11 protein-coding genes and 2 pseudogenes are annotated in these 19,522 nt (G+C 55.7%); 8 read left to right on the forward strand and 5 right to left on the reverse strand.

Translation table 11 applies throughout. The features are described 5' to 3' along the window. Together LMG28727_RS34405 and LMG28727_RS34605 are read left to right on the forward strand one after the other, a co-directional pair. A pseudogene (locus LMG28727_RS34405) lies at positions 1-352 on the forward strand (hypothetical protein); the annotation flags it as partial. Next, on the forward strand, positions 352-486 hold the full coding sequence (locus LMG28727_RS34605) for a hypothetical protein (protein ID WP_268960567.1): 135 nt from the start codon (positions 352-354) through the stop codon (positions 484-486). The pseudogene LMG28727_RS34405 and the gene LMG28727_RS34605, both read left to right, overlap by 1 nt. A 3,613-nt stretch (positions 487-4,099) precedes the next feature. Here LMG28727_RS34605 and LMG28727_RS31620 read toward each other — a convergent pair. Both LMG28727_RS31620 and LMG28727_RS31625 read right to left on the reverse strand, forming a co-directional pair. Then, entirely contained in the window at positions 4,100-5,074 is a 975-nt protein-coding gene (locus LMG28727_RS31620; RefSeq protein ID WP_201646243.1) for a ParB/RepB/Spo0J family partition protein, read from the reverse strand. Further along, positions 5,071-6,282, reverse strand: a complete 1,212-nt coding sequence (locus LMG28727_RS31625) for a ParA family protein (RefSeq protein WP_201646244.1) — start codon at positions 6,280-6,282, stop codon at positions 5,071-5,073. Before LMG28727_RS31625 ends, LMG28727_RS31620 begins: the two co-directional genes overlap by 4 nt. 1,052 nt (positions 6,283-7,334) lie before the next feature. On the opposite strand from LMG28727_RS31625, the gene LMG28727_RS31630 reads away from it, so the two are divergent. The 6 genes and pseudogenes from LMG28727_RS31630 (at position 7,335) to LMG28727_RS31645 (ending at position 15,065) form a co-directional block, all read left to right on the forward strand. Then, complete coding sequence (locus LMG28727_RS31630; RefSeq protein ID WP_201646245.1) at positions 7,335-8,735, forward strand: replication initiation protein; 1,401 nt, start codon at positions 7,335-7,337, stop codon at positions 8,733-8,735. A 221-nt stretch (positions 8,736-8,956) separates the two neighbouring features. After that, entirely contained in the window at positions 8,957-9,682 is a 726-nt protein-coding gene (locus tag LMG28727_RS31635; RefSeq protein WP_201646246.1) for a response regulator, read from the forward strand. Between the two features lie 32 nt (positions 9,683-9,714). Beyond that, entirely contained in the window at positions 9,715-12,132 is a 2,418-nt protein-coding gene (locus LMG28727_RS31640; protein WP_201646247.1) for an ATP-binding protein, read from the forward strand. Between the two features lie 889 nt (positions 12,133-13,021). After that, the gene (locus LMG28727_RS34410) at positions 13,022-13,504 is read left to right on the forward strand and encodes an ESPR-type extended signal peptide-containing protein (protein ID WP_407945890.1); all 483 of its coding nucleotides are present in this window, start codon (positions 13,022-13,024) and stop codon (positions 13,502-13,504) included. A 4-nt stretch (positions 13,505-13,508) separates the two neighbouring features. After that, positions 13,509-13,562 (forward strand): annotated as a pseudogene (locus LMG28727_RS34880) (hypothetical protein); the annotation flags it as partial. A 126-nt stretch (positions 13,563-13,688) separates the two neighbouring features. Further along, positions 13,689-15,065, forward strand: a complete 1,377-nt coding sequence (locus tag LMG28727_RS31645) for a YadA family autotransporter adhesin (RefSeq protein WP_236592510.1) — start codon at positions 13,689-13,691, stop codon at positions 15,063-15,065. 81 nt (positions 15,066-15,146) lie between these two features. On the opposite strand, the gene LMG28727_RS31650 is transcribed toward LMG28727_RS31645, so the two are convergent. From LMG28727_RS31650 to LMG28727_RS34415, 3 genes are all read right to left on the reverse strand, one after another. Further along, a complete protein-coding gene (locus LMG28727_RS31650; protein WP_201646248.1) occupies positions 15,147-16,655 on the reverse strand; it encodes a GntP family permease in 1,509 nt (502 codons plus the stop codon). A gap of 2 nt (positions 16,656-16,657) precedes the next feature. Beyond that, positions 16,658-17,644, reverse strand: a complete 987-nt coding sequence (locus LMG28727_RS31655; protein WP_407945891.1) for a patatin-like phospholipase family protein — start codon at positions 17,642-17,644, stop codon at positions 16,658-16,660. 1,583 nt (positions 17,645-19,227) lie between these two features. Beyond that, positions 19,228-19,506, reverse strand: coding sequence for a hypothetical protein (locus LMG28727_RS34415; RefSeq protein ID WP_236592520.1), 279 nt, complete (start codon positions 19,504-19,506; stop codon positions 19,228-19,230). Positions 19,507-19,522 lie beyond the last annotated feature (16 nt).

The raw sequence follows: 19,522 nt of genomic DNA on the forward strand, positions 1-19,522 counted from the left end.
GGTGGGGTTGTCGTGGGTGGGGTTGTCGTGGGTGGGGTTGTCGTGGGTGGGGTTGTCGTGGGTGGGGTTGTCGTGGGTGGGGTTGTCGTGGGTGGGGTTGTCGTGGGTGGGGTTGTCGTGGGTGGGTGGTCAGCGTTTGGCTTGCTTGACGCGGATTAGTTGGAACCTCCCGCAGTTGCGTCGGGGGGCGGGCGCCAGTTCAGGGTTAGCGTCGCGCCTGCTCCCGACGAGGTTGCGTCTGACGTTTGCGAAGGTGCGTTGCGCGGAGGAAGGCGTGGTGCGGGAAATTTTTGCGCACCTGTTTCGCATGTGGATTTGCTCGATGACGATAGTGCGGAATGGCGAAGCTTGATGACTCTGGATTTTTGGAGTGGAAGTGTTGATGCGCAGCGCTGCGTTTCGGGCGATATTTTTTTGATTAGGATTACAGTTGATTTGGATTGGATGCGTGAGCTGAGCGAATGCGGCGCTGAAGAACGCGGGTGATCTGTCTGGGTCAAGCCGGGATGGGCGCGTGGCTGGACTACTGAGGTTGCTATTAACGCTCGGTTGGCTACGGCAGAGGCGCGTTCGGCCGCTCCACGTCATCCATAGCTCGTAGCGATCGACCCGTTTCTGCTGGCCACAAGTGCTGCGGGTGATCCAAGTGCCCTCCTACCCTGCCGACGGCAGCATTCGTGCGGATATGTGGCGTCCTCGGCGCACCGCGAGTCAGTTTCCTGCGGGCGCGCCGATGCTATGGCTGACCTGTCCGGCGAGACATTGCTGCACGCCGGACGCTCCGTGCGAATTGGCGGTTCCGGAGGCCGGACCACTCAGCACGAGGCACACGCACGGCGCACGGCAGAGTTGCAATGTCCGACGACGGCATTCGATAGGCTCATCGGAATCGCGCGATATAACTCGCCCAAGGAATCGAGTAGTCACTCCCATCCGTTCAAGGTGGATAGTGATTGCTGTAGAGGGATGTTTGGAGAGCGCGCGCGAGGGAGTCGCGGGAGCTTGGGTTTGGGTTTGGGTTTGGGTTTGGGTTTGGGTTTGGGTTTGGGTTTGGGTTTGGGTTTGGGTTTGGGTTTGGGTTTGGGTTTGGGTTTGGGTTTGGGTTTGGGTTTGAGCGCAGAGAATTCATTGAGCGTAGTCGTCGCCGGCTGGAACTCGATCTCCGCAATTGTTGCAATTCGCTCGCTTCGCCATAAACACAGCGAAGGACACAACGATGTGTCTTCCACCGCACCGTTGTGCGCGGCGAATTCGCGCGGGTCTCTCGCCTGCGCGCGGGAAGGCGTCGACTCAACTTTTGGATCAGGCTAAATGGGCGCCCGCGAGTCAATGTGATTCCGTATGAACACGCGTGGAATCGGTATTGAGGGTCGTTGGGGCAATGCGCGATGCCTGCTTTGCTTCGGATTGTCCTCTGTCGCCAACTCGGACTGGGTAGCTCGCTATCCGGCCCCACTACATATCACGTAACGAATACTACGATCTGGCACTATGCTGCGGTTTTGTTCAGGAACCGGCGTCATAGTTGCGAATCCGTCATGGATAGACATAAGATCACCCCTTTTCCGTGAAACACACATTGAAATTTTGGAGAAATTCCATATTAAACAATGAGTTGTTTTTGCCGATCAATTTTCGTTAGTGTTTCACGGGAAGTTTTGCGGCGGAATGACCGGAGCGTGGCGTCTATCGACGGAAGTGATCGAGTCGACTTCTTTTACCTTTCGGTTCTGCTTCCAAATTTTTCTAGCGGTGAACTGAAACGGCGATTGCCCTTGTGAAAAGAGATTGGGATAGATGAAATGGGAAAGTGATGCCCTTTAAATACGATGCGACCCTATTAAACGAGATCGAAGGGAGATCTCCTACGCTTCGGCGGTCGACCTGACCGAACTTCCAACGCACATCGACGAACATGGCGATTCTGGCAATCAAATAGTCACGTCGGCAGGTTGATGCCAGCTCCGCACCGATCCATCGAAGCCACAGATCGTTGCATCTTCTCGGAGCCCCACTCGTGCGATGAGGACGTTCGTGGATTTCGAGGATGCCTTCGGGGATTGCGTTCCACGTGGGAAACGGTCGCGTAATTCACTCCGCCGCGATTAAGGTCGTCGATGCGAAGGGGCACCAAGCGGTATGGACATGTTTTCTTTCCAGATCGCTGAGAGACATCTGGGCGGCTCACTTAGCTCCGGTAGTCCGGCTGCTAGGTCGCTAGACCACCAGCCCCAGACAATCGATGCGGGTAGATCTCAGGGGGAGATGCGTCTTCGGCAAGACCGATGCCGCCATTGATATGCCGCCAAGAATCTCCGTTCGTTATCCCTATCGCGATCATAGCGTCCTATGTGGCGTCGACAGCTAGGCCTGCGCAGTCCGAGACGAGGGGAATCAAACCACGTCGACCCGTCGTACCGGCACCAAGCTAGTTTTTCCGCCGGCTTATCCAGCACCCATCGAGCGCCCACCAAAATTCCTGTTGGCTTGACGAGCAACGCCCCGTCTGTGTGGTCGCAAAATAATTGGCTAGGACGGCGGAGGCGGACACAGATGCAGGAAGACGTGGTGTAACTCAGGGAATAGCAATCAACGGCTTGGGCGTCTTTAATCGACTATGAGCGGCGAGCCTTGTGGTGCTTACGCCGGCGCCGTACGCCAGAGAGGGCATCCATAGGTCGTCTTCTTTCCAACACCAACGCCCAATGCGGCTAGGCATTAGGATTACACCGAGGCCGAGATGCATGCTTCCTTGAAGCTATCCCACGGTGTCAAAACCGAGCTGTTGCGTAGTGATGGCGGCTTGCACCGCTTCATCCGCAGATTCTTCTGCTCATCTTTCCTATGACCTCAAATGTAATTTGAAGCCGATTCACGAGAATAGTCGCAGGTACGACGGGCGGCTTTGGGATCGCCTCCGCTTCGCTTAGTCCCGAAAACCGTTCAGGCATTTAGTCGTCAACGAGTGGCATGAGAACGAACCTAGGGCGGCTCAAAATGCAGGATTAGCAATCTGCTTTTGGCAGGGCCTTCTGCGAGGCATTCTCAAGCGAGGAGATTCGTAAGTCCCACCGACCAGACGCCAGATGCTCACCGACTAATTCACTCACGATGGAATGCGCAGAGTAATCGTCAAGTCAATGCCTAAGGACGCGGAGGCCGACTCCAAAGCATTGATCGAAAAGTCGAGCTATCTTGCCTTGGGGGCCGCCCAAGGTGTCAGACTTGTCCTTCCGAATTCAGCGTCCCGTTGCCGAGGCTGGTTGGACGAAATATATATTTGAAGCGCCTCCGTCAGTAGCGGTAAATAGTCGAGTACAACGCGCTACTTGCTCTTGAAAGTCGCCCGACCCAAATGTTTCTCAAGATATTTCCCCCTGGATGGTATTAGGCAGCGCCGGTAACAACAATCGCAGTCCGGCCCCCTGCTACACGGCGCTCCGTTTATTGCATAGCAAGACGCGCAGCGGGCCGCCACGTCCAAGCTGAATACGAGGGCTATTGCGAGGTCCGAGCGGCCCATCGCCGCTTTAAATCCTGCGCGTTTACTGAGTGCTTCGAAAATCTTTTTCTCTTCAACCAGCGGCCAGTTGCGAGCACTTCATGCGCAGAGAGTGTTAGCAGTCTCTACGCGCCATATATGTCCGAGGTCACGGATGAGAGGCAGAGCGCGGACGGCCAAGCGATCGCAGCCCCGATTCTTTTTCACACGGGAACGTTCCGAATCCGACGGGTCCGTCGAGCCGCTATTCGCCGAAGCCGGTTCCCGTGAGACGCAGCCCTACCGCGCGATTGGGAATGCCCGAAGAGGATCGCGTTCTCGATCACGAAAGCCGCAAGGCATATTCAGATGCCTGTTCGCTGACCGGATCATTAATGAACTGCTAGGAACTGCGAGCGGTGGACTGACAAATATCGATCGAAGTTCGGGGAAGGTGACGCAACCAGACGGTCTACCTGCTGCACCAGGTGTGTCTAGAGTCTAGACACATTGCCGTTCGTTTTGAGTGTCTAGACTCTAGACACTCCGACCCACCCCGGTATTCCTTACCCAAAAAAAAGCCCGCTTAAGCGGGCTTCACTTTTTAAAACGCTCTAACTAGTTTGCTTTCGGCTGCGGCTGAAACATCTGCCCGATAAGCTGCCGGATCTGTATCTCTTGCGCCTCGGTGAGCACGCCGGCCTTAATCTTCACAGTGAAGTTGCCAACGTCTTTGGTGATGCTTCCCGCTTGTTCTCTGCCCGCGAAAAACTTATCTATGCTGCGCGCGCCGGTATTCTCGGATGTGGTCTTCCGCGTAGCCAATGCAGCAATGGCCGGCGCCGCCTTGCCCTGATCCATTTCCCCTCTCACCACCAGCGGCCAGATTTCCATCGCAGCCTTTACCCCATCCTCGCCGTGTTTTTTGATCGCAGCAGCAATGGCTTGCGCAGCGGTCCCGCCAAGCAGTCGAGGCTGAATATCGAGGTCCTTCTTAACGAAATCTGGCAGATTCTCAAACGCCAGAAATTGATAGAGGCCCGCCCGCGATAAGCCCATCGCTTCCGCTAATCGCTTGCGATTCGGGAATTCAGACTCGGACCGTCGAATCGCAACACCAATCTCATAGTCGGCCAGGTCATCGCGGCTAATATTCTCGACCATGGCCAACACGGCCATATCGGAATCGGTGCAATCAGCGACAACAGCCTTGATCGAATCGATGCCCAACATTTTGTGTGCGCGCCACCGCCGTTCGCCCGCGACAATCTGATAGTCGTCGCCCATCCGCCGCACAACGATAGGCTGCATAAGCCCAACTTCGCGGATAGACTCGGCCAGCTCCGTCAGTTTCGCCTCATTGAATACCCGGCGCGGTTGCCAAGGATTCGGCAAAATCCCCGAGACTTGAAGCAGCGATGCAACACCTGTGGACTCCAACTCCTGAACGCGAAGTTGAGCAACGGCCAGAGCTCCCGCGAGGCCCGGCGCCGTCTGCGTCCGGTTGCTGCGTTTGACTTCGTCTTCGTTAATCGACGACGTCTTACGAATGCCGGACGTCTTGGCCAGCAATTGTTCTCGCATATTGCTCATTGCGCGTTCCTCCATTTTTCCGAATAGATTTCATCTATCCATCGGCAGTAGTCGACGAGAGGTTGTCGAACTCGCTGCAACGACTTCGCTGCACTATGGGTGCTGCTGATATCGAACACCGTTGAAAAGGCCAAGGCGCCAGTGCTCATCACCGAACTCGCCGGAACCTCAATTGAATGCAACCAATTTTCATAAGCACTTTGCGCCCACGCGCGCACAATGGGCGCCGACGAATTCCGACCGTAGTCAACTCGCGAAAGCACGAGTGAAACAAAGTCGTACTTCTTATCCTTCTCATACTTGATGAAACTCTTCGACACGTCCGAGAAGAGTCTCCAGAACGACAGCGAACTGATGAAGTCCAAATTCTCGGGCACCATCGGCATGATCATCGCGTCCGCTGCCATGAGAGCGTTCAAGTTCATATACGAGAGAGACGGCGACGTATCCATCAGGATGTAGTCGTACTTCTTTCGCAACGGTTCGAGCCCCTGCCGAAGCACAGTCCAGAAGCGAAAGCCCGGCTTCATTTTTTGCATGGCGGGCAGATGGAATTCGGCGCCGATCAGTTCCGTGTGCGCCGGGATCACATCAATTCCGTCCCAGTACGTCGACTGAACCCGCGCCTCCAGTCCTCCATCGATATCCTGATCGTAGACAAACGGCAACACCGTATCTTCCGGCGTCACGTCCTTCTCCGCGTAGAGCCCACAAAGTTCCGACAGCGATGCCTGTGGGTCAAGGTCAACCACCAGCACCTTGCGACCACGGAGGGAGAGCCCTTGGGCGAGACACATGGTGGTCGTCGTCTTCGCCGACCCTCCCTTCAACTGGGCCGTGATGATGATTTTCCCGTCCAGTTCCTTCAACCGAGTGACGAGCGATGTCTGATAGATATCAGATACCTTTTGCACCCAGATGCGCGCTTCTTCTAAGGTAAAGGTTCGAGTTCGGCCGGTGCCCGCCGCTGTGCCCGGCGGCAACTCGCCATCGCCTTTGGTGGCGAGATACTGAACTTGCGAATGAGAGATGTTGCACATCTCGGCAATCTCGCCTGTTTTAAAGACAGGAGCCATCTTTCGAGGACGCGGAGCGAGAATCGTGTCACGTAATTCGTTTGTGAAAATAGTGACCTTTTCTGCAAACTCGCTAATCTGCTCAAAATGAACTGTTCGGTCTACGGCAGGAAGTTGGCTCGTTCTGACCATTCTGAGGTTTTTCCGTAAAATTCTAGAAAGCTCAGAATACAGGAAATACTCGAAGTTAGCTTCCTAAATCGCTGTTTTTAAGTAAGATTTTTGCAAATTCCTGCCATTTTGCCATTTTCTAGCGACCGTGGATGAGTTTCAAAGCTCTCCAAAGCCGATTATCCAACTGCCGGCCTTGCTGAAGTGCGGCTCAAAAACGCGAATTAGCACAAATGACCTCACCTTCCTCGTTAAACAGCGGCTTCACCTGCCTGCGGCTGCTCAAAAAACCGGCACAAGGTGAGACCGTTTGTGCACTTCTACAATCGCAAAATCAGCGCCGATTCAAGTCAGCACAACGGACCTCACCTTCGTCGTAAAAATGAATCCTATGGAGCTGGCCAACGCAGAAGTAGGCCTTAGCGCGAACATCTTGCACAACCAACCTCACCTAAGCCCACGTATGTCGACAGTCCGGCCACACCTCCACAGCAACGGATCGACATTCCGCTCACGATTCTCTGCACAATCAACCTCACCTTTATCAATTTCAAAAACTCCGGCACAACCAACCTCACCTTCGCGTGCGGACTCAGTTTTTGTTTCTAGCCGCTGGTTTGTTTGTTTTTCTTAACTCGTAAACAAGCCAACCAACCAACAGGCGCATCTCATATCGATTAAATTCAAAGGCTTAACTATCGAAAGGTGAGGTTCAATGTGAAAAAGGTGAGATTGAATGTGCACGAAGGTGCGATTGGTTGTGCGACAAGGTGAGATCGGTTCCCCATCAAGGTGAGGTTCGATGTGCATGGAGGCGTCGCGAATCTGCAGGGTGAGGTGCATTGTGCAAGCGTTCCTCGGTTCGCCCCAAAGCCCGTCTACGTGGGACTTCAGCGCATAACGACCTCGCATGATGGTGAGATTGATTGTGTTGCAGGTGAGGTTTAATGTGCGCTCGCTGAGCGGACTCACCATGCGGACGCAGAAACCCAGCCTGATGGTGAGGTTCTGTGTGTTGACAGCTCACCACTGCGTGCTAAAGTCCCGACAGCAAAAAAGAACGGACAGAGAACATGGCGGCGGACGGTCCCGAAGAAGGTAAGTCGAAGGTAACGTCGCGCCAAATGGCGCTCGCGTTATTTGAAGACATGTTTGATCTCGGATTGCGCATTAATGAGGCCAATCGCGAGATCGGCTACCAGCGCAACGACTTCTTCACCGAAATCGTCAACATGGGTCTGCCGGCGCGCCGCTTTCTCGACGCCGCCTATTTCATCGTCGCGCAGGAGACGGACCCGCGCGACCAGTACGACGTCGAGTTGAACTACTTCAAGTGGTTGATGCGCTATGACAGCCGCAATCTCAAGCACTTGCGCACGATTGCCGATGAAGCTCAGAACGCCAAAGTCCGGGTCACGAACACGCCCATGGACCGTGACCCGAATGAAGACGATCTATGGGTTCAGGTTCAGCTCATAGGGATGGTCGGATTTCACCGTGGGCGCATGCGTTTCGACGTGCATCCTCGTCTCGTTCCGCACATTCGCGATCCGCAAAAATCTCACTGGCTTAGTCTGCGCATTTCAACGGCGTTTACGCGCAGCCTCGCGCGCGCGATTTACGACAAGGTTCTTCCACACGTTCCGGCAGGCAGGACCGATTGGATACAGCTCGACGAGATGCGCAACTGGCCCGGCAGAATGGGCGCGAACGCAGCCATCTTCAAATACTTCAAGCGCGACTGGCTCGAGCCGGCAGTTCGCGAGATTAATGACGTGTCGGACATTGAGCTGACATACGAGACGAGGACGGCGTCTACCTCGTCGAAAAAAATCGACCGTATTCGGTTTCTGCTCAAGCGCAAGGACACGGCGGACGCCGTGCTGGCCAGTTTGGCCGACGCCAGCCACCTTTATAAGACTCTTACGGACGAATTCACGCTGTCGACCAAGCAATTCAGCGAGATCTCGGAAAACCGCGATGTCTGGACCGACGAGCGCATCCAGCAAGCGATCGAGTACACGCGGTTCAGGATCAACCGCGGACAGGTTAAGAAGAGTCCTGCCGGTTATCTGATGAGAGCGCTGCGTGATAACTGGAAAATGTCCGACGCCGAACGGACGATGGTCGATGTGCAGGCGAAGCTCCTTTCCGACGAAGCGCAGGAGCAGGCGGTAAAAGCTGAAGTTCAGAATTCGGTGGCGCGCAGCGTTGCATCGCGCGAAGAAGAGGTTCGTGCGCGCATGAATGAGGATTCGCGTAAGGGACGTGACTTCTTCAACGCTGCCGATGCAAGAACGCGCAACGAGTTGCTGCACGCGTGGATGACGTCGCGCGAAGGCAAGCTGATGCTTCGGCGTATGAAGCTCGATCCATCGACGGTGACGGAGGATGTCATCCTCGCGAACACGGAACTGGTCTGGTATCTGGGGCAGTTCGTCTTCGGGCGGATAAATTCGTCACGAGCGGCTTGATCGCCTAGCCGGAACGGTTCTTCAGGCGTCGCGCACAACTCTCGCAGTTCGCCCACGCCGTGGCTACTGACGTGCAAGACCGCTCCGTCCGGTCTTGTCTGCAAGCGTGCACACTTAGGCTCACGCCTTCCGCTTGTAGTGAGAGGTTTACATTAGCCCATCGAACGGTATAGCCTCTGAATTCGTGTTGTCGAGGCTCGGAAAAAATACTGGGACGGGCGATGACGTCATACCACGGCAAGATTCGCGTTGTGCCCCTGGACGACCACACGGTTGTCCGGCGAGGGCTGGAAGCCCACTTTTCTCAAAGCCCCGACATTGCTGTTATAGCCAGTTTTGAGCGCTCACCTGACCTGGTGGCATCGCTCAAGACTAACAGCGCCGACGTCATCCTCTTCGATTACGCCCCCAGACCGGACGACATCGACGGTCTCAATCACATTCGGTTCATCGCGACTTGTTTTCGGGAGAGTCGTCTTCTGATCCCCTCTGGGAATGACACGCCGTCCACTATCAATATGGACATATGGGCGGGCGGTCATCGTTTCGTCGGCAAAAGCGAAAATTTGCATGAACTGGATCACGCTATCCGCACCGTAGCAGCAGGCAAGCTCCACCTTGGCGCGGCATTGGATACTCAACTCGCGGTCGCCTCCGCAATCAAAAATTCGCGTCAACTGTCACGTCCATCTGAGCCGGACGGCGCCGAAGATTCGCCCTCCGACGACGAAGGCCACGCGCAACTGTCCGATGATCTCTCGTCGAGGCCGCGTGAAGACGAGGGATTGCGCTCCAGCCTGGCGGCGACGCGTGCTTCGGATATCGCAGCCCAATTTGCCTGCAGTCCAAAAATCATCAGCATGCAAGAGCGCTGCGCATTCAGGACGCCGCTCGTTCGTAGCGATGTCGAACTATTCGCCGCACGTAACTCGCTGGAGGATTCGTGAGGCGCCGATGCCTGGGTAAGCTCGTTGTCCTTTTGGCCTTCCTCATGTTCGGATGGTCGGGCAGCGCGCGGGCGGCCGGCTCCCCTTTATTGACGCCCGAAGAGCAAGCGTGGATAAAGACGCATCCCGTTGTGCGCGTCATCGCCGAAAACAATTGGCAGCCGTTTGAATATCTGGAAAACGGAAGAATCGTCGGACTGGTCCCGTCATACATGGAACTGATTTCAGAAATGACGGGTCTGCGCTTTGAAGTCGTGCCGGGAATAGGGTGGGGGCAGGCTCCTGCTGCCTTTCAGCGAGGCGACGCCGACGTTGCCACCGTTATCTCGCGCAGCACTGCCGATCGCCTCGGAACCGACATCATCATCAGCAGGCCGTTTTTTGTTTCAGGCATCTCGATTGTTACGGATGACCAGGCGACTGTGATGTTCGATCTGGAGGATTTGCGCGGAAAACGGCTGGCCCTCAAAGGACAGGGAGGGCTCGAGTATCTGGTCCGCCAGCGGTATCCGTCGATCAAGGTACTTCCATTCGATACTCATGAGGAAGCTCTGCAGACGCTACTCGACGGCAAGGCCGACGCGGCGATAGGTCTCGACGCCACGATTTTGCCGGTGGTGCGGCGTAAGTTCTACGGCAGGCTGCATGTATCAGGTGCTGTTGCCTACTATCCAGTAGCTCTGTCGATGGTAACGCGCAGCGATCTTCCGCTGCTGGCTTCGATAATCGACAAGTCGCTTGCGGCGATACCAGTTCGCCAGGCGGAGGCCATCAAGGAGAGATGGTTGAGGCTTGCCGACTACGGTGAACCTTCGATCGAATCGATCCTTCGTTATCGGGCGCGCGAAGTGTTGGGCGCGCTCGGAATTCTGATCATATTTGCATTACTGACTATTTTCTCTCTCAGGGCGCGTACTGCCGCTATGCGAAGTGAGCGTGAGAAGGCCATGTTCCTCGCCTTCATGAGTCACGAAATCCGCACGCCCATGCATACGATTTTTTCGTCGCTCGAACTGTTGCAGCGCTCACCTTTGAATGAGAAGCAGGCTGAGCGCACTCGTACCGCTGTCATAGCATCGGAGACATTGCTGGAGTTATTGAATGATCTGCTCGAATACTCGAGGCTGGATTCACGCAGGCTGGAATTGGAGCAGATCGCCACGCCGATTGCGGCATGGGCGCGCCAGACCATTGATATGGTGCGGTGGCGCGCGGAAAAGAAACGCCTGACATTGTCTCTCGACGTCACCTGCGCGCCGGAACTGAACCTGATTATCGACCCGACGCGCTTACGCCAGATTGCTTCGAATCTGTTGGTGAATGCCATCAAGTTTACCGAAAGCGGGGTGGTCAAGTTGCGACTGGACTATGCGCCCCCGGCCAAAGCCGGTCGTCCAGGCGCGCTAACGCTTGAAGTCTCTGACACAGGCATTGGCCTGTCTGCCGAGCAGCAATTGCAGATCTTCGACGCCTTCCGGCAAGCCGACACTTCGACGCCCCGTCACTTTGGCGGTACGGGCCTCGGGTTGGCCATTTGCAAGGAGTTGGCGGTGTTGATGCGCGGGAGCATTGCGGTGAGGAGCGAGCCGGGTGGCTTGACCTCGTTCACAGTCCGCGTTCCGGTGCGCAGCGCGGAGTTCGCTGATGCTGAGGCGGTCCGCGTCAAGGGGGCGCCCTCTGTCAATCACGTTGAACGGTCACGTGCAGCGGAAGCCGCAGCGGTGGCCGCCGAGACGTCGTCGAAGCGCCCGTTGCTATTGGTGGTTGACGATCACGAGGCGGTGCAGATCGCGATCCGGGCTCAGTTAGATGAACTGGGATATGACGCGATCATGGTGGGTACCGGGACTGCGGCCCTCGAAGCGTTCGCGACACGCCGCTACGACATGGTGTTACTCGACTGCAACCTGCCCGATATTGACGGTTACACTGTGGCGGACCGTATGAGGGCGCACGAGTCCGTCATGATGGCTGAACATACTCCGATCATCGCGATCTCGGCGGCAGTGGACGAGCAGCACAAGGTGCGATGTATGACCAGCGGGATGGACGGTGCGCTTAGCAAGCCAATTCGCCTGGATATGTTGCGAGAACTCGTTGAACTTTGGTGTCCGGCATGGGCGCCGACCCCGCCCGTCGAATCGATTGAACCCATGCGTAACGACACCATGCAGCAGGTTTATTTACGCAGCTTGAAGGAGGATGTCGAGATTATTTTGCGCGCGATCGAGGAGAAGGATTGGGGCGGGGTGCGATATGCGGTTCATCGCATTAAAGGCTCTTCGCATGTGGCGGGGCAGCCAGAGATAGCTGTGATCGCAGAAAAATTCGAGGCATCTTTAGATTCAACGACGACCCCTTCGTCCGATCAGTTTGCAGAGATGCTGAACGGCCTGAGAGAGGCGCAGGAATCTCTGGAGATAGCGCCCGATAACGCGCGCCGTAATTGATTTTGGTAAATGCGTATGTCATCAACTTCGGTTGGTCGTTGCGCACGACAACCGGACATACCTGTTTGCTGCGCTGCTTTTCCATTCCGTCATACAGCGATCCCTTACACAGTTTCTACTAAATTTCCGGAATGGGAATTTGATGTATTTGTTGGTCGAACGTCGGCCTGAATAACGAAAGCAAGCCGAACGTTGCCTCCAACTTGCCCCGATACGAACTACACGTCAGAGATTGTTCTCCGCCGCTGAGGTCGTCACTTATTCGTCTTTCCAGACCCACTTCCTGTTCTGGCGCCGCCTGCTGCACGTTCAACCGACGGTCACGCGCACATCCCGGCAGAGAGTTGAGATTATTTAGGCTTAACCTTATATCTCGATTTTTTCGGCGCGGATATTATCGGTGCAATTGGAATCGAATGAGAATCGCCGCTATATATCGGCTGATGTTCCGCCGACGAGACAATCGTTTTATTTCGCATTTAACCATTTCGATCTCTAATGGAGATCCGCATCCGCAAAAAGCCAAGTGCAAACGCATTTTCTTTTTAAATTGATTTAGTTCGGTAACCAATTAATCAAAATAGCGATCGCGCGACGCCGTTATGCGTCGGTTTGTGGCGGATGTTCAGAGCTTTGCGGCAGTTTATCTAATGTGGCTGACAGGATAAGCGCTGGTAGATCTCTTTCTTGGGAATCAGTTTTTCTGAATGGTGGATGTTGAGCAATGGTGTCAATCGCTGTGAAGCCATCTTCTGACGGAATTTAGTTAGCTATAAATAACTTCAATTTATATTCGAGCGATGCTTGGTGAAGGATTTCGAGTCATTGATTTGTTTTATGAAAATTCATGCGTTTCGCAACGCGAAATTTGTTAATTTAAGGAATTAATGTGAATAAGTCGTATATTAGTGTATGGAATGAGGCCCTCGGCTCATGGGTGGCGGCGTCTGAAAACACGCGCGCACGCGGTAAGCGGAGCAGCTCACGAGTCGTAGCTGGGATAGGTATCGTGGCGGTCGTGCTGAGTGGGGTGTCGGGCATGGCATTAGCCGCTGTGATCACCGCACCGCTTCAGGCTCAGGACGGACTGTATTCGACCGGTGCTGCTTCGGCTACAGGTGGCGATTCTGTGGCTGTGGGAGCTGGCTTTACAGCATGTCAGCAAGGGGGTACTGCTGTTGGTGCAAGTTCCACTGCCGGGTATAACGGCTCGGCACTCGGCATTCAGTCGAATGCGTCAGGCAATGGCTCGAGCGCTTTGGGGTGGCATGCGACGTCCTCGGGTACCAATTCCACTGCAATTGGCTCCAACACCAATTCTGCTGGAGATAACTCAGTAGCGTTGGGTGAGGGCCGCTGCAGCAAGCGCTAATTCGGTGGCACTTGGTAGTAGCGCCAATGCATCGGCAGCAAACACGGTGGCGCTGGGCGCGAATTCAACGACGACAGCTAACCTGGCTGCAGCGGGGTACAACCCGGGCTCAACGGCGGTGTCGGGTACCGCCTCGGCCGCGAAAGGCGAAGTTTCGGTGGGCTCATCGGGCAACGAGCGCCGCGTGACGAACGTTGCAGCGGAAGCAGCCGTGACGGATGCGGTGAACGTCAGCCAGTTGCAGTCGGAAGCAGCGAAGTCGAACGCAATGGGGACGAACGCAGCAGCGGCGCTGGGCGGTGGGGCGGCCTATAACTCGACTACCGGCGCAATCAGCGCACCGAGCTACAGTGTGGGAGGCACGACAGTCCGCACTGTTGCTGATGCAGTTACCAACCTCGACGGTCGCACGACGCAGAACACTACAAATATTACGAGTGTTTCGGCTTCCGTGACGAACCTGAGCACCCAGATTAACAACGGCGAAGTGGGTCTGGTAAGGCAGGATGTGACGACCGGTAACATCAGTGTCGCAAGTGATATGGGCGGCGATACGGTTGACATGGGGGGCACCGCTGGTCCGCGTACACTGACGGGCGTGGCTAACGGCACGCAAAACACCGATGCAGTGACGATTGCCCAGCTAAAAGCAGTGGGTCTTGTTGATCCGAATGGCCAAACGTTGGCAGCCCTGGTGTATGACAATTTGAGTCTGGGTCATGCAACGTTGGGCGGCACGAACGGCACCGTAATCGGCAATCTGGTTGACGGACGGATCGCGGCGAACAGCATGGATGCTGTAAATGGCGGTCAGTTGTTCACTCTTCAGACTCAATATGACCAACTGAACGTTCGGGTCGGCAATCTTGACGGTCGGGTGAATAACCTGGCTGATCTGACCAATCCGGCATTGTCGGCTTCGGGTAAAAATAGTACGGCTGCGGGTTTGGGTGCGGACGCCTCCGGAGAGAACAGCACGGCACTGGGCACAGATTCAAGCGCAACTGGCAGCAATTCCGTCGCGCTGGGACATGGCTCCGTTGCGGATCGTGACAACTCGGTCTCGATGGGTTCCGTGGGTAACGAACGCCAGGTCACCAACGTAGCAGCGGCTACGGCCGCGACCGATGCGGTCAATCTGGGTCAGGTGAACAACCTGCTGGCCCAAGGCATGGCGCAAACCATGCAACAGGCTAACGACTATACCGATCAGCGCTTTGACCAGGCAGCTCATGCTATCAATAGCGTCGCGAGAAACGCCTATGCCGGCATTGCAGCAGCAATGGCAATGCCGAACATGACGCCGTCGGGACCTGGCCGCACAATCGTTGCCGCGGGTGCGGGTAATTACAAAAACGGTAGCGCAGTCGCAGCAGGCGCGACCTATCGTTCGCAGAACAGCAAGTGGCTGATGAACGCAGCTGTGTCGGTGACGTCTACGGGCGATGCCGGTGTGCGCGCCCAGGTCGGCTACGAGTTCTACATAAGGAATAAGAAAGAAAGTCAGGAAACAGCTTCAAGGTTTCCTGGCGAAAGATGGGTAGCACGGTCTTGCCGGTGACGGCAGACCGTGTTTTTTTGTATCGTCACTCCATTCGCGTTCGACACCTGCTCGCGAACGCGCCAGTTACGGGCGATCTACCTAGAACGACCCAACAATCGATCCCAGTACGATCACCACGATCAGCGCAAGCAACGCACCCAGAATGCCGACGATCACAATGTCGCGATAACTTTCGCGATGCGTCGATCCACACACCGCCAGCAACGTGACCACCGCACCGTTGTGCGGGAGACTATCGAGCGTACCCGACGAAATCACCGCGACCCGATGCAGCAGCGCAGGGTCGATACCATGTTGCGCGGCCAGTTGCAGATAGGTGCCCCCGAGTGCATCGAGCGCGATCGTGAGGCCGCCCGACGCTGAGCCAGTCAACGCGGCCAGCAGGTTCGTTGCGACGGCGAGCGACACAAGCGGACCTCCACCTACGCCGAGCACCCATTCGCGCACTAGCGCAAACGCCGGCAATGCAGCGATCACCGCACCATAACCGACCAGACTGCCGACGCTCAACACAGGCAGCACCGACGCGTTCGCGCCGGCGTCGACGGTGTCGCGCAATGCAGGAAGGCGACTGCGGTTGAGCAGAACAAGCGCGACGATTGCCACTGCGAGCGCCACGCACACGCCCCACACGCCACCCACTGCCGCCAGCGATGTCTCGCCCCAACGAACATCCGATAGATAGTCGGCATCCAGACGCGGCAACACGATCATGCTCATGACGAAGTTGACGACCACGACCAGCACGAGCGGCGTCATCGCGACCCCGAACGACGGCAGATCGCTGCTGATGTGACCATGCTCGATTTCTTCAGGATCGAAACTTTGCGACACGGTCGCGCGTTCGCGCACGAGATTGGCATTCGGCGCAGGCTTCGGTTGATTCAGCGACGCCGATGCGGCCGCACCGAATCCCTCGAAACCTTCATTCGCCGCTTTCGCACGGGACTGTTGCAACGATAGCCACCACAGCCCGAACCCCACCATCACGATACTCGCGATCACACCCAACCCCGGCGCGGCAAACGGCGTCGTGCCGAAGAACGGCATCGGAATCGCGTTCTGGATCGCGGGTGTGCCGGGCAGCGCGGACATCGTGAAGGTCGACGTACCGAGTGCAATTGCCGCCGGCATCAGTCGACGTGGGATGTTGGCAGCCTGGAACAGCGCGGTCGCCATCGGCGCAATCACGAAGAATGCGACGAACAGACTGACGCCGCCATACGTGACCAGGGCGCCACCAATCACCACCGCGAGAATAGCCCGATGCGCACCGAGCTTCTCCGTCATGTAGCTGGCAATTGCTTTCACCGAACCGCTGTCCTCCATCAGCTTGCCGAACAATGCGCCGAGCAGGAACAGCGGGAAGAACTGCGCGACAAAACGCGCCGCGCTGATCATGAAAGTTTGCGTCCAATGCGCGAGAACCGGCTCGCCGGAAATCGCGGCAGCCAGCATCGCGGCAAACGGGGCGAGCAACAGCACGCTCCAGCCGCGATACGCAAAGCCAATCAATACCGCGAGACTGGCGAGCATCGCGAACAACCCGAGACCGGCCGCGAACGGTGACAGGATAATGACGTCCATGATCAGACTCCGTCGAGCAACGCGTCGAGATCGAGCGACGATTCCACGCCTATTTTCGCGGCGTGTTCTGTGAGAAACGCTTCGGCGGAACGACGGCCTTCGTCGCGCAACATCGTCAGAAATGCCCATTCGGCATTCAGCTTCGATGAGTAGCCGAGCTTGGTCATCTCTTCGCTCGAAATGCGGTGAATGCGCATTTCCGCCCAATGCCGGCCTTCGTCGCTGCCGGCGTCCGCTGCGCGTCGCAATAACGCGATCATTCGTAACTCTTTCATGAGCGGTGCGTTAAACGCGACTTCATTGAGGCGGCTGATGATGTCGCGTGCGGAGCGCGGCGTTTCCTCTCGCTCGACCGGATTCACCTGAACCAGCAGCGTGTCGCTCGACGTGCATTCGCGGACTAGGGGCGTGATGGTCGGATTACCTGCATAGCCGCCGTCCCAGTAGTCTTCGCCGTCGATTTTGACAGCCTGAAACAGCGTGGGCAGACAGCCGGATGCAAGCAATACGTCAGGTGACAGATCCGCGTTACGGAACACCCGTGCCTGACCGGTGCGCACCCGCGTGGCGGTGATGAAAAGTTTGATCGGCGCATCGCGCAGATGGGCGAAATCGATCGATTCGTCGAGGATTTCCTGCAGCGGATTGACGCCGCGCGGATTCAGGTCGTACGGCGAAAACATCCGCGCCGCGAGATCCATGGCCATGAACATCGGCGAATGATCGAGTGTCCAGCGTCCCAGCAGCATGTCGAGAGGACTGCGCCGGAACGGGCTGTACGCGGCGCCGTCAGAGACGCGTCGCCAGAATGTTTCGAGCGCTTTACGCGCGCCTTCGGCACCGCCTTGCTGATAGCCGCTCACTAGCACTGCCGCATTCATCGCTCCCGCCGATGTGCCGGAAATGCCTTCTATCTGCAGCCAGGGCTCTTCAAGAATCCGGTCGAGAACGCCCCATGTGAAGGCGCCGTGCGAGCCGCCGCCTTGCAAGGCGAGATCGATAAGAGCGGGTGAGTGACGCGCAGTTTCATGGTTCGTAGCAGCCAAGACAACCCCGTTGTAAGGAGTGCTCTGTGTCGCGAGCTGGCGCCGATTGACGGCGGACGTGCAAACCAGTGGAGCAGAAACGACAGCAACGATGTGAGCGCAGCGGCTGGAAATAAATCCGGCGAGCGCTAATGAATGAACCGCATTGTTACGGAAATACGAATCTTTGAACGTGTGAACAGATTTATTTGACGATTAGGAAATCTGGAGCCACACCTGTTCTATTGAAAGTGGCGGCTGCTTAAAAGTCAAGCGTAATCGGCTTAGTAGCGGTGCTGGAAGGAAGATGGGATGGCCAGAATTTGTTAACTTGCGGCTGCGGGGCAACTGTGGTTGGCCGCGCGGGTACGGGCAATCGGTTATGTATCGACCGGTCATGAAGTGGTCAATAAAAGGGTGTAGGGGCGGCGTGCTTTCGGGGCGGATTTATTGGATTAATTCGGTACTGCGTGGAAAATTTAATATAGGGTTGTTAATCGGGAAAAGCAAAAGGTAGCGAAGTATTATCGATGCTGCTTTTCATGATGACAGACATGCAAAATTACTCGCGTACGGCGGGGTATTTTTGATGTAGCGCAGAAAGCAGCCTACGGGTTTCAGCGTGACACATGGCATTCAATCTGACGTCGGTTCGTAGAATTCTACTGTTGTGGAAGCACGAATGCGTCGCGTGGCGGTGAAAAGATTTAGGCGGGAACGTCCTCATTACACCGAGCGGCAGGCGATTGGGACGATGGAATCTGTGTGGGCCAGCGGGAAGCAGAGATCGGCAGACGCACGGCAACTATCACTAATAAACTTCGCGGCAGGCGAACATATTCATATTACTAATGCAAAACGTGGCAGATAAAGGGCACGATACCTGAAAAAATTAAAGATTTGTCCTTTTGGCGGAGGCCTGAGCGAGACCTTTTCCATCTCCGCTACTTTCGAAAAGCGAAGGAAACATTCGGTAAGAAATGCTTTGCGATGTCACTTATCGTGTCGCCTGCGGGCTACGTTGCGAGTTTGAAACGTTTATAATTCGTCAGTCTTGATTGAGCCTGCAGTTTTTACTGTGTTCTGTGAGAATTCAGTAATAATTGCAACCGAATCTTTTGGCGTTGGCGTTACGATTTATTCATCATATGAACACAGTTGATGAATGATTCTGCAGGTTATTTGCCTCATTTAGCAGGCGCTTGCTGCAAGACTTGTCACATCGGCCGTTGTAAGTGAAATGACGGGTTTGGCCGCCTGGTGGTGCCCTTGAATTTTCCATCGCATACGCTTGCCGTATGCGTGCGGTGCTCAGCTTCTCAGCTCGAATCGGTTGTTCACCTAGAGCGACTACTTCCGTCGAATGGATTCATTTTGTCGGTAAGTAATCCGTAATATAAGGCATGCAGATCAATGATGTGCGTCAGCTCTATGTGCACCGTGAGCTGGCAATGAATGACCGCAGTCTGCGCGTCAAGCTTCAGCTTCATCAGCAATAAACGCGATCAGCGCGTTTTCAGGTTCACCTCTCTCTGTACCCAATAACATCAAAGCGGGACGACCTTGGTCGATCTCGCGGAATTCTCGGGGAAAACCTGCTCTTTGCAATACATACGGATAACGATGAGATATTTCAAATTACTGGGAGTTGCGTCGGCAACAGTGTTGGCGTCGATGGGTGCGGAAAACGTCCAGGCGCAGACCAGCACTATCACGGTCGCAGGCCAGCAATACAAATTGTGCGGACAGGAGAATGGCAACTGTTCATTTCTTGGAACCGGCGCGGTGGTATTCGGCGCCGTACCGCCCACCTCACCGTCGGTCATGCTCAGCGCTCCCCGT

The organism is Paraburkholderia metrosideri (assembly GCF_904848625.1).
GTDB classification, from domain to species: Bacteria; Pseudomonadota; Gammaproteobacteria; order Burkholderiales; family Burkholderiaceae; genus Paraburkholderia; species Paraburkholderia metrosideri.

Bases quoted from the DNA above. Each gene is read 5' to 3' on its own strand.
- LMG28727_RS34605 (WP_268960567.1), top strand. From the start codon at position 352: ATGACTCTGGATTTTTGGAGTGGAAGTGTTGATGCGCAGCGCTGCGTT.
- LMG28727_RS31620 (WP_201646243.1), bottom strand. From the start codon at position 5,074: ATGAGCAATATGCGAGAACAATTGCTGGCCAAGACGTCCGGCATTCGT.
- LMG28727_RS31625 (WP_201646244.1), bottom strand. From the start codon at position 6,282: ATGGTCAGAACGAGCCAACTTCCTGCCGTAGACCGAACAGTTCATTTT.
- LMG28727_RS31630 (WP_201646245.1), top strand. From the start codon at position 7,335: ATGGCGGCGGACGGTCCCGAAGAAGGTAAGTCGAAGGTAACGTCGCGC.
- LMG28727_RS31635 (WP_201646246.1), top strand. From the start codon at position 8,957: ATGACGTCATACCACGGCAAGATTCGCGTTGTGCCCCTGGACGACCAC.
- LMG28727_RS31650 (WP_201646248.1), bottom strand. From the start codon at position 16,655: ATGGACGTCATTATCCTGTCACCGTTCGCGGCCGGTCTCGGGTTGTTC.
- LMG28727_RS34415 (WP_236592520.1), bottom strand. From the start codon at position 19,506: ATGACCGACGGTGAGGTGGGCGGTACGGCGCCGAATACCACCGCGCCG.